This is a genomic window from Noviherbaspirillum humi, assembly GCF_900188095.1.
Lineage (GTDB): Bacteria > Pseudomonadota > Gammaproteobacteria > Burkholderiales > Burkholderiaceae_D > Noviherbaspirillum > Noviherbaspirillum humi.
Genome location: NZ_FZOT01000018.1, coordinates 89,617 through 105,985 on the forward strand (window position 1 = coordinate 89,617; position 16,369 = coordinate 105,985).

General features: G+C 63.2%; 8 protein-coding genes. 4 read left to right on the forward strand and 4 right to left on the reverse strand.

The genetic code is table 11. The annotated features are described in order from the left end of the window. Window positions 1-158 precede the first annotated feature (158 nt). The gene (locus tag CHB88_RS20390) at window positions 159-734 is read right to left on the reverse strand and encodes a UbiX family flavin prenyltransferase (RefSeq protein ID WP_089401188.1); all 576 of its coding nucleotides are present in this window, start codon (window positions 732-734) and stop codon (window positions 159-161) included. A gap of 342 nt (window positions 735-1,076) precedes the next feature. Further along, window positions 1,077-1,310: a DUF3072 domain-containing protein gene (locus tag CHB88_RS20395; RefSeq protein WP_089401189.1), complete on the reverse strand. Its 234-nt coding sequence runs from the start codon at window positions 1,308-1,310 to the stop codon at window positions 1,077-1,079. Window positions 1,311-1,546: 236 nt separating this feature from the next. Here CHB88_RS20395 and CHB88_RS20400 point away from each other — a divergent pair, with 236 nt between their 5' ends. Further along, a complete protein-coding gene (locus CHB88_RS20400) occupies window positions 1,547-2,479 on the forward strand; it encodes a LysR family transcriptional regulator (protein WP_089401190.1) in 933 nt (310 codons plus the stop codon). Between the two features lie 5 nt (window positions 2,480-2,484). On the opposite strand, the gene CHB88_RS20405 is transcribed toward CHB88_RS20400, so the two are convergent. Both CHB88_RS20405 and CHB88_RS20410 read right to left on the reverse strand, forming a co-directional pair. Further along, window positions 2,485-3,582 carry a malate/lactate/ureidoglycolate dehydrogenase gene (locus CHB88_RS20405; RefSeq protein WP_089401191.1) on the reverse strand — a complete coding sequence of 366 codons (1,098 nt, stop codon included), beginning with the start codon at window positions 3,580-3,582 and terminating at the stop codon, window positions 2,485-2,487. A gap of 63 nt (window positions 3,583-3,645) precedes the next feature. Beyond that, a complete protein-coding gene (locus CHB88_RS20410) occupies window positions 3,646-4,629 on the reverse strand; it encodes a Bug family tripartite tricarboxylate transporter substrate binding protein (RefSeq protein WP_089401192.1) in 984 nt (327 codons plus the stop codon). Between the two features lie 297 nt (window positions 4,630-4,926). Here CHB88_RS20410 and CHB88_RS20415 point away from each other — a divergent pair, with 297 nt between their 5' ends. The 3 genes from CHB88_RS20415 to CHB88_RS20430 all read left to right on the forward strand — a co-directional run. Then, on the forward strand, window positions 4,927-6,633 hold the full coding sequence (locus CHB88_RS20415) for a thiamine pyrophosphate-binding protein (protein ID WP_176442574.1): 1,707 nt from the start codon (window positions 4,927-4,929) through the stop codon (window positions 6,631-6,633). A gap of 343 nt (window positions 6,634-6,976) precedes the next feature. After that, window positions 6,977-7,966 (forward strand): Bug family tripartite tricarboxylate transporter substrate binding protein, encoded by a 990-nt coding sequence (locus CHB88_RS20425; protein ID WP_089401194.1) that lies wholly within the window; start codon window positions 6,977-6,979, stop codon window positions 7,964-7,966. A 192-nt stretch (window positions 7,967-8,158) separates the two neighbouring features. Next, a partial coding sequence (locus tag CHB88_RS20430) for an MBG domain-containing protein (RefSeq protein WP_176442575.1) occupies window positions 8,159-16,369 on the forward strand: 8,211 nt, incomplete at its 3' end.

The following is a 16,369-nucleotide window of genomic DNA, read 5'->3' on the forward strand; positions in this document are numbered from 1 at the left end:
GGAGCATTCTTTATGGCTCGACCTCACCCACGGCCGGGCCTGCATGCCCGGCTGGCTTCGCGAGCGCAGAGCAGTGCTCCGTCCCACGGGTGCGCTTGCAAGCGCACCCGGCTTCGCAGGCGCAACGCATGCGTTGCGAAACACCTGCTACGCTCCTGCTACACCCAACGTTTCACCGTCTTCGAATCCAGCCCAAACAAATCCAGCACCCGCCCGACGGTGTGATCCACCATCTCTTCCACTGACGCCGGCCTGGCGTAGAACGCCGGCACCGGCGGATAGACGATGGCGCCGGCTTCCGTCACCGCCGTCATGCTGCGCAGATGACCGAGGTGCAAGGGCGTCTCGCGCACCATCAGCACCAGCCGGCGCCGCTCCTTCAGCGTGACGTCCGCCGCCCGCGACAGCAGGCTGCCGGTGACGCCCGTGGCGATCTCGGACAGGGTCTTGATGGAGCAGGGCGCCACCACCATGCCCATCGCCGGATAGGAGCCGCTGGAGATGGCCGCGCCGATGTCGGCGTTGGGATAGCACACGTCCGCCATCGCCTGCACGTCGGCCAGCTTGAGGTCGGTCTCATGGGCAAGGGTGACTTGTGCCGAGCGGCTCATCACGAGGTGGGTCTCGATATTCAGCTGGCGCAGCAGCTGCAGCAAGCGGATGCCATAAATGACGCCGGATGCGCCGCTGATGCCTACGATGAGGCGGGGACGGGACGATGCGTTGGCTTGCATGGAGATGGGCGGGATGCCGTGGCGGCCAGGGCCATCGGTGAAGTTGAAGGGTCGCTCATCTTAGCAGAAGGAGGTTTTGTCCAAGCACGGTTCTGCCCAGTGGAACAGGCATGCAGCCGGTCCTGCGCATGAGTCGAGACTCGTCGCGCGAGCAAGGACGGAAATCATCCTGCGCATGCCGTCTGACTAATGAAATTTATGTGGCGGATGCCAATGGAATGTGTGACGAAAAAGCGGCTAGGCACATGCCCTGGCCGCTTGACCTTCAACGCTGTCGAAGCGAGCTTCGCAGCCTCGGCGTTCAGAAGCGCCGTCGGCTGAAGGCAAGCCCAACGCCGGCCATCAATGCTTCTGTCCGCCCTGCGTGCCGCGCCCGGTTTTCTGCTGCAGCTCATCGATGCGTTTCGAGGCTTCAGCCTTGGTGAGGTTCTCGTCCATTTCCACGCCGGCTTCTTCCGACAGGGTTTTGAGATAGGACTGCTGTGCGCCGGTCATCGGTTCGTCGCCGGTGGTCCAGTCCTTCGGATCCTTCACCATGTTGCTGTGGTCGGCGTTGGCTTGGGTTTGCTTGTCCATTGCTTTCTCTCCGCTAAATATGGCTGTACATATGTACAGTATTAGGAGGCCAGGCGGTATGAAAAGTTCATCCCGGTTTGCCGATCAGCCCGCCGCCGGCGATGCATCGCGTTAATAAGCTCGGGGTTCGCAGAGTGGGCCTGGCAGAACACGGAACCTTTGAAAATCGCACGCAAGCCCGCGTGCTATAGTTTTTGCATTCATGTAACGCCGTTCTGAGCCGGCAAAAAGCAGCGATGAATTCCGACGATCTAGAAAGCTTCGTGCGCGTCGCCCAGTGCGGCAGCATTTCCCGCGCCGCGATGGAACTGGGCAGCGACCAGTCGACCATCAGCCGGCAGATGGCGCGGCTGGAGGCCGACTCGGCGGCGCGGCTGTTCCACCGCAGCGGACGCGGCGTGGTCCTCACCGACGCCGGCATGGCCTTGCTGGCCCAAGCGCGCGAAGTGCTGGCGGCGCTGGAGAAGGCGCGGCAGGTGGTGCATACCTTGTCCGACCAGGGGCCGGCCCGGGTGGTGATCGCCGCCCAGCCGACCATCGCCCGCATGACTTTCGGCCCGGTCGGCCGGGCATTGAAGAAGCAGTTTCCGAAAACGCGCCTGCGCTTCGTCGAAGGCTTGGGTTCGCACATGATGGAGTGGCTGGCGGCGGGCGAGGTGGACATCGCCCTGCTGTATGTGCCCATGCATGCGGCCAACAGCCTGAAGGTGGACATGCTGTTGCGCGAGCCGATCCGCCTCGTCGCGCCGGCCAGCTTCGCGCACATCGGCGCGGAGTTCCCGGTGCGGCAGCTGGGCGAGGTGCCGCTGGTGCTGCCGAGCACGCCTCACGGCCTGCGGCTGCTGGCGGAATCGCTGGCGCAGAAGACCGGCGTCACGCTCGACATTGCGATGGAGTGCGATGCCTCCACCAACGTCACCCACCGCCTGGTGGAGGAAGGCTGCGGCTGCACCCTGCTGCCGCTGGCCTCGGTGAAGAACGAAGTGGCGCAGGGCCGCCTGCGCACCGCCCGCCTGACGGGGCCTGAAGTGGTGCGCGAAGTCGCCATGGCCACCGCCAGGAACCGTCCGCCAGTAAGCCAGCTGTGGGGTGTGATGCAGACCATCCGGCACGAGGTGATCCAGATCGTCGCCGATGGCCACTGGCCGGACGCGCAGCCGGCCGAATAAATTCCTTAAGCCTGCATCGCCAGCGCTGACAAGGGTCCGGGACTGCGGCCCTTTGCCTGCTGCACCTGCGCCGCGGCCTGGTCCATCTGCTGCATCGTGCCGTCATCGATCGGAACCGCTTCCGCGCGAGCCTTGCGCATGGCGCGTTCCGGATCGCCTGGCAGCAGGATGCCGTCGCTGCCGTCCTGCAGCGGCGCCGACTTCACCCAATCGACGAAGGCGCTGAACTCGCCGCCGAACAGGTCGGCCGTGCCCATGCGCTGCGGATCGAAGACGATGGTCAGCATGTTGTTCCAGATCGCGTGCTTCATCTGCGCATTCGGCGGACGGGTGGTGTCGCCGCCTATCAGCGCCGCGCCGAGCAGTTCGCATACCATCGCCAGCGCATAGCCCTTGTGGCCGGCGAACGGCACCAGCGCGCCCGGCGGCGATCCGGCGGGCGGGAACATCACCGCCGGATCGTCGGTGAAATTGCCGTCGCGATCGAGCAGCGATCCGGGCGGCACCTTCACCTGCTTGTTGTAGGCCACTCTGACCTTGCCGAGCGCGATGGCGCTGGTGGCGAAGTCGAGCAGGATGGGTTCGCCGCCGGCCACCGGGATGCCGACGGTGAAGGGATTAGTGAGGAAGCGGCCCTGGGTGCCGCCATGGGGTGCCACGATCGGCTTGCTGACGGCGTTGACGAAGTGGATCGACACCATGCCGGCCGCCACCGCCTGTTCCGCCCAATGGCCGATGCGGCCGATGTGGTGCGCATGCTTCAGGCCCATCACGCACACGCCTTGCTCGCGGGCGCGCTCGATGGCGATGCGCATCGCTTCGTGCGCCACCGACTGGCCCATGCCGCGCGAGCCATCCAGTACCAGCATGCTGCCGCCGTCCTGCGCGACCTGCGGCTGGCGATTGAGCTGCAATTCGTCCGCCAGCCAGGAGTTGACATAGCGCGGCACCATGCCGACGCCATGGGAATCATGGCCGGCGAGATTGGCGCCGACGAGATGGTCGGCGGTGAGGCGCGCTTCGTTCTCGTTCGAGCCGGCGGCGAGCCAGATATCGGTGACCCAGCGGTGCAGGGCGGGAGTGGGAATGAGATGGTGTGCCACGGTTGTCGACGATGCTTGATGAACAAAGGAGGGCGCCCGGGTCCGCGGGCGCTGGGCAAGGGCTTACTCCGGCTTGATGTTCGCCGCCTTGATCAGCTGCGCCCATTTCGCCACTTCCGCCTTCTGGAAGGCGCCGAGTTCCTTCGGGCCGGCGCCGGACGGGTCCACGCCGAGGCCGTTCAGCTTCGCCTTGACTTCGCTGTCCTGCAGGATCTTGCCGATCTCGCCGGCGAGTCGGTCGACGATGGGCTGCGGCGTCGCGGCCGGGGCGAACACCGCCTGCCAGGACACGATCTCGTAGCCGGGCAGGCCGGCTTCGGCCAGCGTCGGCACATCGGGCGCGCTGCTGGAGCGCTTGCTGGAGGTGACGCCGAGCGCGCGCAGCTTGCCGGCCTGGATGTGCGGCACCGCCGCCAGGATGTTCTCGAACACCATGTTGACATCGCCGGACAGCAGCGCCTGCATCGCCGGCGCGCTGCCCTTGTACGGCACGTGCAGCATCTTGGCGCCGGACAGCGACTGGAACAACTCGCCGGAGAGGTGCTGCGAGGTGCCGTTGCCGGAGGAGCCGAAGGACAGCGCTTCCGGCTTGGCCCTGGCAGCGTCGATCAGCTCCTTTACGCTCTTGTACGGGCTGTCGGCGCGTACCACCAGGATGTTGGGCAGGGTGCCGATCAGCGATACCGGCTTGAAGTCCTTCACCGGGTCGTACGGCATCCTGGCGTAGAGGCTGACGTTGATCGCATGCGAGCTGATGGTGCCGCCGAGTATCGTGTGACCGTCCGGCGGCGCCTTGGCGACGAAATCGGAGCCGATGTTGCCGCCGGCTCCCGGCTTGTTGTCGATGATGACGCTGGTGCCCAGCGCCGGCCCGAGCTTGCTGCCGATCAGGCGCGCCAGGATGTCGGTGGTGCCGCCGGCCGCAAACGGCACGACATAGGTGATCGGCTTGGCCGGCCATTTCGCTGCCTCCTGCGCTTGGGCCGGATGCATGCCGACGAGGGCCGTGGCGCAGGTGAGGACGATAAGTCCGCGCTTGAAGTTCATGCCTGTCTCCTTCTGTTCTGCGTTTGTTTTGATGTGCCGGCCGCGGCTGCCGTCATCGTGGGGCTGCCTGCGCCGATGTGCCGAATGTACACGGGATTGGCTCGTCCGCTTTTGCGCCGGGCACATAACTGAAATGCGCAAATGCGGGAGCTGGCGAGACCGGGCTTGGCCATAATTTCGCAACGATGCCGCATGCCTCATGCAGGCGGGACCAGCGTCGATGCGCCGATTCTGCCTGGCGGAAATGAACCGCCGCGGTCTCCCGCTCATCCCTTCACACTCTTTCTCTATTGCGCCATGAATGCACCCGTGCCGACTCCCCAACTGACTGACCAGGCCAAGGCCTCTCCAGGTCCTCGCTCCGGCGGGCGTCTCCTGGTCGATGCCCTGCGCGTGCACGGCGCCGACCGCGTATTCTGCGTGCCCGGCGAAAGCTTTCTCGACGTGCTCGATGCGCTCTACGACCATCCCGAGATGCGCGTCATCGTCACGAAACATGAGGGTGCCGCCGCCAACATGGCCGAGGCCGAAGGCAAGCTCACCGGCCGTCCCGGCATATGCTTCGTCACCCGCGGACCTGGCGCTACCCATGCCAGCATCGGCGTGCACATCGCCGCCCAGGATTCCACGCCGATGATCCTGTTCATCGGCCAGATCGCGCGCGGCCATCGCGGCCGCGAAGCGTTCCAGGAAGTGGATTACCAGGCGATGTTCGGCGGCATGGCGAAGTGGGTGACGGAAATCGACGATGCCGGGCGCATCCCGGAAATTATTGCCCGTGCCTATCAGACTGCCACGTCGGGGCGGCCCGGCCCGGTGGTGATCTCCCTGCCGGAAGACGTGCTCGGCGAAATGGCCGATGTGGCCGATACGCTCGCCTATCGCCCGGTCGCCGCGTCTCCCGCTCATGCCGATGCGGCGGCTTTGTCGGCCGAACTGGCGCGGGCGCAGCGCCCGCTGGTGATCGTCGGCGGTTCCAACTGGACCGAGCAGGCGCGCCGCGATTTCGCCGCCTTCGTCACCGCCTGGAACCTCCCGGTGGCCGCCTCCTTCCGCCGCCAGGACGTGCTCGACAATCGCCACCCCGGCTATATCGGCCATCTCAGCCTGGGCATGAACCCGAAGCTGGCCGACAGGGTGCGCCAGGCCGACCTCATCATCGCCGTCGGCACCCGCCTGAGCGACATTGCGACTTCCGGCTATACCTTGCTTGAGCCGCCGCGCATCCCGCAGCGCCTGGTGCACATCCATGCCGATGCCGGCGAACTCGGCAAGGTATATCAGCCCGACCTCGCCATCCACGCCGGCGTGGCGCAGGCGGCGGCCATGCTGAAGTCCCTGCCTGGCGCCGCCAGCCCGGTCTGGAACGAATGGACCACCACCGCCCGCGGCGAACATGAAGCCTTCTCGCAGCCGCCGGCGCGCCATCCGGAACACCGCGGCGTGGACATGGCGGAAGTGGTGTCGCACTTGAACCGCATCCTGCCGGACGACGCCATCCTCGCCAACGGCGCCGGCAACTACACCGTCTGGGTGCACCGCTTCTATCAATACCGCCAAGGCCGCACCGAGCTGGCGCCCACCTGCGGCGCCATGGGCTACGGCTTCCCGGCGTCGCTCGCCGCCAAGATGCGCCACCCGGACCGCACCGTGATCTGCTTCGCCGGCGACGGCTGCTTCCTGATGTACCCGCAGGAGCTGGCCACCGCCATGCAGTACGACATTCCGGTCATCGTCATCGTGGTCAACAACGGCATGTACGGCACCATCCGCATGCACCAGGAAAAGCATTTTCCGGGTCGCGTCAGCGGCACGCAGTTGCAGACGCCGGACTTCGTGAAAATGGCGGAAGCCTGCGGCGCCTTCGCCGAGCTGGTGGAAACCACCGACGCCTTCCCCGCGGCCTTCGAGCGGGCACGCCAGGCAGGACGGGCTGCGCTGCTCGAGCTGCGCGTCGATCCGCGGCAGATCACACCGGCGATGCGGTTGGCGGATGGAAGCTAAGGTCGAGCAGCGAATCTTTCGCCCTCTCCTCGGGGAGGGTTTCGCAGAGTACTGCTCTGCACTCGCGGAGCCGGTTGCGCTTGCAAGCGCAATCGTGGATAGGTTCAAGCACAAAGAAAGTCCCCTCCCTTTCAAGGGGAGGGATAGGGGCGTAGCAGGGGTTTCGCGGAGCATTGCTCCGCGCCTGCGCAGCCAGCAGCGCTTGCAAGCGCTGCTGTGGGTAGGGATGGGTTTCTGCTGCCCTTAAAGAATGTCCTTTGATTTCGAAAGAACCTCATTTCCACCCATAGCAGCGCTTGCAAGCGCACTAAAAGCCCTTCAACCTCCAACCACAACCACAACAATGAATAACCTCCGCCGCCTCACCCTCGCCACCTGCATCGCCGTCAGCCTTGCCGCCTTCACCACCCAGGCCGCCTTCGCCCAGACCACCGACTATCCGAAGAAGCCGATCAAGATCGTCGTGCCCTTCCCGGCCGGCGGCACTTCCGACGTCATCGCCCGCATGGTCGGGCAGAAGCTGACCGAAGCTTGGGGCCAGCCGGTGATCATCGACAACCGCGCCGGCGCCAACGGCAACATCGGCGCCGACCTCGTCGCCAAATCCGAGCCGGACGGCTATACCCTGGTGCTGATGGACATGGGGAATCTCACCCTCAGCCCGACGCTGTATCCGAAGCTGCCGTTCAATCCGCTGAAGGACCTGGCGCCGGTCACCATGCTGGCCTTCTCGCCGCACATCCTGGTGACCACCAACAGCCTGCCGGTGAAGTCGCAAAGCGAGCTGGTCGCCTACAGCAAAGCCAACAAGGGCCGCCTCAACTTCGCCGCCGCCGCCGGCACCGGCAGCGCCGCCCACCTCGCCGGCGTACTGTTCGCCCAGAAGACCGGCGCCGAATGGGGCTACATTCCCTACAAGGGCGGCGCCCAGGCGCTCACCGACCTGATCAGCGGCCAGGTCGACGTCACGATGAATGGCATGGTCGCCACCTATCCGCATGTGAAGGCGGGCAAGATCCATTTGCTGGCCGTGGCGAGCAGCAAACGCCTTCCGCAGCTGCCGGACGTGCCGACGGTGAGCGAGATGATCCCAGGCTTCGTCACCGGCAGCTGGCAGGGCGTGATGGCGCCGGCCGGCACGCCCAGGGCGGTGATCAACAAGCTCAACGCCGAGATGGCAAGGATCGTGCGGATGCCCGACGTGCGGGAGAAACTGGCGGCGCAGGGCGCGGAAGTGCAGACCGGCAGCCCGGAGGAATTCGGCGCCTGGATGAAGACCGAAGTGGCGAACTGGGCCAAGGTCATCAACGACGCGAAGATCAAGCTCGACTGAGCGTTGATTTGGCGGGCCGCGATGCATGGCATGGCAGGCCTGTGTGATAGCTAAAAACGACGGCGCCTCGGGCGCCGTTTTCATTGGAAGTTGCGCAAACCGACCTGCCATGATTCATATTGTGCGGTTGTCATGCCCTCCCTATGCTGAGTTCTCATGCTCCCGCTTTTCGCGGGACCCAGGAGACCTCGGATGCCTTTCCCCCCGGATGATCGACTCGACCCTACGCCAGGCGGAGTTTCCCCGCAGCGCCAGGGCAAGTCGCGCGTCCTGCGTCTTCGCTTGGGACGCACCCGGCTGACGCTGGTGTGGCGGCCGAGGAAGCGGCCTTCTGTGCTGTGGCAACGCTTGCTGCTGCGCGCCTTCGTCGGCTTGTTCGGCGTCTCGGCGTTGGCCCAGGCCCAAGTCGCATCCAATGCCCTGCCCACCGGCGGCCAAGTCTCTGCCGGTTCCGCCAACATCGCCCAGTCCGGCTCGGCCATGACGGTGACGCAGTCCACCCCCAAGGCCATACTCAACTGGAACAGCTTCGACATCGGCCCGTCCGCTTCCGTCACCTTCAACCAGCCCAGCCGCGATGCCGTGGCGCTGAACCGGGTGGTCGGCGTCTCGCCCAGCCAGATCCAGGGCCAGCTCAATGCCAACGGCCAGATCTTTCTCGTCAACCCGCAGGGCATCCTGTTCGGCCCCACCGCTCAGGTGAATGTGGGGGGCCTGGCCGCCTCCACGTTGTCCATCAGCGATGCCGACTTCTTGAGCGGGAACTACCGCTTCGAGCGCAACGGCAGCACCGCCTCTGTTGTCAACCAGGGCAGACTTACTGCCGCCGATGCCGGCTACATCGCGCTGCTGGCGCCGGAAGTCATTAATGAGGGTGTCATTACCGCCAGGCTCGGCACGGTAGCCATGGCCGCCGGCGAAGCCATCTCGCTGGACTTTCGTGGCGATGGCGTGCTGGGCGTGTCAGTAGATGCAGCCACCGTCAAGACGCTGGTGGAAAACAGGCAGATGGTGATCGCGGAAGGCGGTACCGTCTACTTATCCGCGAAGGCCGCCGGCGCGCTTGGCGGCGTCATGGTCAGCAACAGCGGCACGGTGAAGGCGACCTCGCTGGTGAACCGGGGCGGCATGATCCGGCTGGAGGCCAATGGCGGCGTGATCGACAACAGCGGCACGCTGAGCACGGCCGGTGATGCCGGCGCAGCGGGCGGGCGCATCGAGGTGGCGAACCGGGCGGATGCAGACAGGCCGGTCGGGGTATTGGTGCATACCGGCACCATGAACGCGGATGGCAATGGCGCAGCGGGCGGGCAGATCGCCCTTACGCTGGACAAGCTGCTGAGCGCGGGACAGATCAGCGCCAATGGCACCAATGGCGGCAACGGCGGGCGCATCGATGCGCAGCTTACCGGCGGCCTGCTGGAAACCGCCGCGGCCAGGCTGAGCGCCAATGGCGCCAGCCAGGGCGGCAGCATCATTATGCAGAGCAGCGGCGGGCGCCTGTTCACGTCCGGCCGCTACGAAGCCCGGGGCCAGAGCGGTGGCACCATCGACCTGCTGGGCCAGGACATCGCCCTCAATGGCGCCGCGCTGAATGCCTCGGGCACGCGCCAGGGCGGCACGATCCGCATCGGCGGCGACTGGCAGGGCAGCGGCGAGCTGCAGCGCGCGCAGACGACCTATGTCACCCACGCCGCCACCCTCACGGCGGATGCCACGGACAAGGGCAACGGCGGCAAGGTGGTGGTATGGAGCGAGGGACAGACCAACTTCTACGGCACGGCCAGTGCGCGGGGCGGCGCGCAGGGCGGCGACGGCGGCGCGATCGAAGTGTCGGGCAAGGCGCAGCTGACGTTCGGCGGCATGGGCGATGCGAGCGCGGTAGCGGGCAAGGCCGGCGTGCTGCTGTTGGATCCGAAGAACATTGTCATCGACAGTAGTGGCAGCGGGATTGCCGCGTTTGATCTGCTTGATCCCAATCCCCAGACCGGGGGCGCTTTTGGAATTAGGTCACTTAATAACCAACCGGTTGTTCTTTCGAACGATAATGTGGTGATTGCGAAGCCGAATGACAGCTTTATCGCCACAAATGCAGGTGCGGTGTATGTCTTCAATGGGACGAGTGGCGCCCTTATCAGTACGTTGAACGGATCGCAAGCTAGCGATCAAGTCGGTACTGGCGGTATTAAGGCGCTCAGTAATGGCAATTTCGTCGTACGTAGCTTCAACTGGGCGAACGGTACGGCGACCAAGGCGGGTGCGGCAACATGGGCAAGTGGTGCTACCGGCATATCTGGACTCGTCTCGAGCTCCAATAGCTTGGTGGGCACGGCGGCGAATGATTTGGTCGGCAATAAAAGCATCACTGCTCTAAGCAATGGAAACTATGTCGTAGCCAGCACAAGCTGGGCAAATGGCGCGGCAGCTTCGGCCGGTGCAGCCACATGGGGGAACGGCACATCTGGAACTTATGGTGCGGTATCAAGCATCAATAGTTTGGTTGGTTCGCAAACCAATGATCAAGTTGGAAATGGTGGAGTTGTCGCACTGAGTAATGGAAACTACGTTGTTTCGAGCAGCAACTGGGCAAATGGAACGGCAACTAAAGCCGGTGCTGCCACATGGGCAAACGGAACAACCGGCATCACCGGCTTGATATCTGGCACCAATAGCGTAATTGGGACACAAGCCAACGATAATGTAGGAAGCACGATAACGTCGTTAAGTAATGATAATTACGTTATCAGTAGCTACAATTGGGCTAATGGCACAGTAACGACAGCAGGCGCTGTGACATGGGGAAACGGGACAACCGGCGCCAAGGGTTTTATAACAAACACTAACAGTTTGGTCGGTACGCAAGCCGGCGACAAGGTTGGATTGAATGTTACTGCTCTCACCAATGGAAATTTTGTTGTTGGCAGCAATTTTTGGAAAAACGGAACCGCGACTAATGCTGGAGCAGTTACGTGGGCCAGCGGTTCTGTAAGTATTACAGGCAATATCTCAAGCACAAACAGCTTAGTAGGAACCCAAGCTGGAGATAGGGTTGGAGTATTAATAAATCCACTAGATTCTGGAAGTTATGTAGTAGGAAGTTATTATTGGGCAAATGGAACTGCATCAGCCGCTGGTGCAGCGACGTGGGCAAATGGCACTTCACCATTAAGCGGCGTAATTTCCAGCACTAACAGCTTAGTTGGAACCCAAAGCTCGAGCGGGGTCGGATCAAATTTCATCCTGCTATCCAATGGAAATTATTTAGTAAACAGCCCGAACTGGCAAAATGGCACGGCAACATTTGCCGGTGCAATTACATGGGGCAGTGGATCGACTGGCATTACTGGGGTCGTTTCCAGCACCAACAGCATCGTAGGTACTCAGGCAAACGATAAGATCGGATATGGAAGTGTAATTCCTTTAACAAACGGAAACTATGTAATCAGAAGCTATTTTTGGAACAACGGTACTGCCACCCAAGCGGGCGCAGCGACATGGGGCAACGGGAGTATCGGCACGAGCGGGACAATATCGAGTACCAATAGCTTGGTAGGTGCCCAAGCGAATGACCAGGTCGGACATAATATTTACGCGCTCGCCAATGGAAATTATGTGGTCATGAGCGATTTCTGGAGTAATGGCACCGCAACCAGTGTTGGTGCAGTAACTTGGGGAAATGGTAATGCCGGCATGAGCGGTATTATTTCTAGCACTAATAGCCTATTAGGCTCTCAAGCAAACGACCGAGTTGGAAGCAGCGGCATCGTTCTTGCGAACGGTAACTACATCGTGCAAAGCGCGCTCTGGAGTTATGGAACTTTGACTCAAGTGGGGGCAGTCACATGGGCTAACGGTAGTACTTCACTGACCGGGTTCGTAAGTGCCAGCAATAGCTTTATTGGCACTTATGCGAACGATAGAATAGGCTCGTCAATCGTTTTAGAATTTTCCAATGGCAATGTCTTGGTCGGCAGTTCGTCATCGCGCAGCGGCACGACAAGCAATGCAGGTCGCGTGTCCGTCATCGTGCCAAACAGTCAGAACATCCTCTACAACACCTATCCAGCCAGCGACATCTACCTCAATCCCGCCTACCTCACCAAGATCACCAACACCGGCACAGCCCTCATCCTGCAGGCTAACAACGATATCACGCTAAATAGCGCAGTCACTACCTCAGCCTCCGGCAACGGCGGCGCGCTCACGCTGCAAGCCGGCCGCAGCGTCAATCTCAATGCCAGCATCACCACCGACAACGGCAACCTCACCCTCATCGCCAACGATAAGCTGTCCTCCGGCGTAGTCGATGCCTACCGCGATCCCGGCACGGCGGTGCTGTCCATGGCCAGCGGCACGGCGCTCAATGCCGGCACCGGCAACGTGCTGCTCAAGATCGAGGACGGCGCCGGCAAGACCAACAAGAGCTACGGCAACATGACGCTGCAGCAGGTCCAGGGCAAGACCATTACCGCCACCACGCCCACCGGCTCGAACATCACCCTCAATGGCACAGTGAGTGCCACCGCCAGCGGCAACTCGGTAGTGCTGGCCGCCGGCGGCAACTTCGTCAACAATGCCGGTTCTTCCGCCATCAACCCCGGCGCCGGGCGCTACCTGGTGTACTCGCAGTCGCCGCTGCTCAACACCCTCGGCGGCTTGAACGCCCTGCCGCTGTACAACAAGTCCTATGCCGCCGATCCGCCCGCAACGATCACCAGCAGCGGCAGCCGCTTCATCTACAGCCTCGCGCCGACGCTGACCTACACCGCCAACAACGCCAGCCGGCTGTATGGCGATGCCAATCCATCGCTGAGCTACGGCGTGAGCGGGCTGGTGGGCAGCGATGCGCTCGGCACCGCCGCCAGCGGTACGCCTGTGCTAAGTACCACCGCCACGCCGAGCAGCAACGTCGGCAGCTACGCCATCAGCATCGGCCAGGGTTCGCTGGCCTCCGACCTGGGCTATGGCTTTGCTTTCGCTGACGGCACGCTGAGCGTCACGCCGGCGCCTCTTACCATCACTGCAGACAACGCCAGCCGCCAGTATGGGCTGGCCAATCCCGCCTTTAGCGCTTCCTACAGCGGCTTCAAGAACAGCGATAGCGCATCATCGCTGGGCGGCGCGCTGGCGTTCTCGACGGCTGCGACGGCGGCCTCGAATGTGGGCGGCTACAGCGTTACGCCGAGCGGCTACAGCTCTTCCAACTACAGCATCAGCTACGTGCCCGGCACGCTAAGCATCACGCCAGCGCCGATCACGGTGAGCAGCGGCAACGTGACCAAGACCTATGACGGCACTACCAGTGCGGCGGGCAGCCCCATCATTACTTCAGGGGCTCTCTACAACGGGAACACGCTATCCGGCGGCAGCTACGCCTTCCTCGACAAGAACGCCGGCACCGGCAAGTCGGTGACCGTATCAGGCGTCGCGGTGAACGATGGCAATGGCGGCAACAACTACAGTGTTACCTACGCCAGCAACACAAATAGCACCATCACGCCCAAGGCCCTGACGGTGTCAGCCACGGCGCAAAACAAGGTCTATGACGGCACGACGGCTGCCAGCGTGACATTCAGCGACGACCGCGTTGCCGGCGACGTACTCTCGGCCAGCTACGCTTTCGCGACGTTCAGCGACAAGAACGCCGGCACGGGCAAGCCGGTCACGGTCACCGGCATCGCCCTGTCCGGCGCCGATGCGCTGAACTACACCGCCAACAACTCCGCCGCCTCCACCGCCGACATCACGCCCAGGACGCTGACCATCACCGCCAACGGCCAGAACAAGGTCTATGACGGCACAACGGCCGCCACGGTTGCCTTGGCGGATGACCGCATTGCCGGCGACCTGCTCTCCACCAGCTATGGCAGCGCTTCCTTTGCCGACAAGCATGCCGGCATCGGCAAGGTTGTCACCGTCAGCGGCTTGGGCAAGAGCGGCGCGGATGCCGGCAACTATGTATTGGCCAGCACGGGCGCCGGCACCACGGCCGACATCACGCCGGCAGCATTGACCATCGCCGCCGACGACAAGAGCAGGACCTATGGCGATGCCAATCCGGCGCTGACGGCGAGTTATACCGGCCTGGTCGGCGGCGATACCGCCGCTGCCCTGACCGGCACGCTCAGCTTGGCCACCTCGGCCACCACGGCATCGAATGTCGGCAGCTATGCCATCACGCCGAGCGGCCAGAGCAGCGGCGATTACAGCATCAGCTATGTTCCCGGCACGCTTACCGTCACGCCGGCCACTCTCACCGTGACGGCCGACGACAAGAGCCGTCTGTATGGTGACGCCAATCCCGCTTTCAGCGCGTCCTATGCCGGCTTCAGGAATGGCGATACGGCGGCTGGCCTCGCTGGCAATTTGTCCTTCTCGACGCCTGCCAATACGGCTTCGAACGTCGGCAGCTACGCCGTCACGCCGAGCGGGCAGAGCAGCGGCAACTACAGCATCAGCTATGTCGATGGCACGCTCAGCATCACGCCGGCGCCGCTCACGGTCACTGCGGACAATGCCAGCCGACAGTATGGGCTGGCCAATCCGGTATTCACCGCCTCCTACAGCGGCTTCAAGAACGGCGACATGGCTTCTGCATTGGGCGGTACGCTCGCGTTCTCGACGGCTGCAACGGCAGCCTCGAATGTGGGCAGCTACAGCGTCACGCCGAGTGGCTACACCTCATCGAACTACAGCATCAGCTACGTGCCCGGCACGCTGAGCATCACGCCAGCGCCCATCACCATCAGCAGCGCCAACGTCACCAAGACCTATGACGGCACTACTACTGCGGCGGGCAGTCCCATCGTTACTTCAGGGGCTCTCTACAACGGCAACACGCTGTCAGGCGGCAGCTACGCCTTCCTCGACAAGAACGCCGGCACCGGCAAGACGGTGAGCGTCTCAGGCGTCACAGTCAGCGACGGCAATGGCGGCAACAACTACAGCGTTACCTACGCCAACAATACAAGCAGCACGATTGCGCAGAAGGCCTTGACGGTTACGGCTACCTCCCAGAACAAGGTCTACGATGGAACGACACAAGCTGCCGTCACGCTTGCCGATGACCGCATTCCGGGCGACGTGCTATCCGCCGGCTACGCATCGGCCACCTTCGCTGACAAGAACGCCGGCATTGCCAAGACGGTCACGGTTGCCGGCATCGGCTTGTCGGGGCCGGACGCCGGCAACTATGCGCCCAACCTGAGCGCCACGACATCCGCCGACATCACGCCGAAGACGCTGACCGTCACCGCCACCGGCCAGGACAAGGTCTATGACGGCACGACCGCCGCCATCGTGACGCTGTCCGACGACCGCATCGCCGGCGATGCGCTGTCCACCAGCTTTGCCAATGCCAGCTTTGCCGACAAGCATGCCGGCTTGGGCAAGGCGATCACGATCAATGGCTTGGCCAAGAGCGGCGCCGACGCGGGGAACTACGTCCTCGCGGCGTCGAGCACAACCGCCAGCGCCGACGTCTCTCCCGCGCCGCTGAGCATTACGGCGGACGGCAAAACCAGGACTTATGGCGACGCCAATCCGTCGCTCACCGCTACCTATAGCGGTCTGGTGGGCGGGGATACCGCTGCCTACCTGGCCGGCTCGCTGAGCCTCGCCACGCCAGCCACCGCATCATCGAATGTCGGCAGCTACGTCATCGTACCAAGCGGCCACATCAGCGGCGACTACAGCATCAGCTATGTGCCCGGCACGCTCAGTATCACGCCGGCACCGTTGACGGTGTCCGCAGACAATACGAGCCGCCAGTATGGGCTGTCGAATCCCGTATTTACTGCTTCCTATAGTGGCTTCAAAAATGGTGATATCTCCGCATCACTAGGCGGCGTGCTGGCTTTCTCCACAGCGGCGACGGCCGCATCCAATGTGGGCAGCTACAGCGTTACGCCGAGCGGCTACAGCTCTTCCAACTACAGCATCGGCTATGCGCCTGGAACATTGAGCGTGACGCCGGCGCCCATCACCGTCAGCACTGCAAACGTCGTCAAGACCTACGACGGTACCACCACTGCGGCGGGCAGCCCCATCGTTACGTCAGGCGCTCTCTACAACGGCAATACCTTATCCGGCGGCAGCTACGCCTTCCTCGACAAGAACGCCGGCACCGGCAAGACGGTGAGCGTCTCGGGCGTGACGGTCAACGATGGCAATGGCGGCGGCAACTACAGCGTGACTTACGCCAGCAATACCGGCAGCACCATCAACCCCAAGCCGCTTACGGTCACTGCTACCGGCCAGAACAAGACCTACGACGGCACCGCTGCCGCCACGGTGACCTTGTCGGATGACCGCATTGCCGGCGACATCCTCTCCACCAGCTACGCCAGCGCCGTCTTCGGCAGCAAGAACGCCGGGGCGAATCAGGCCGTCACCGTGAGCGGT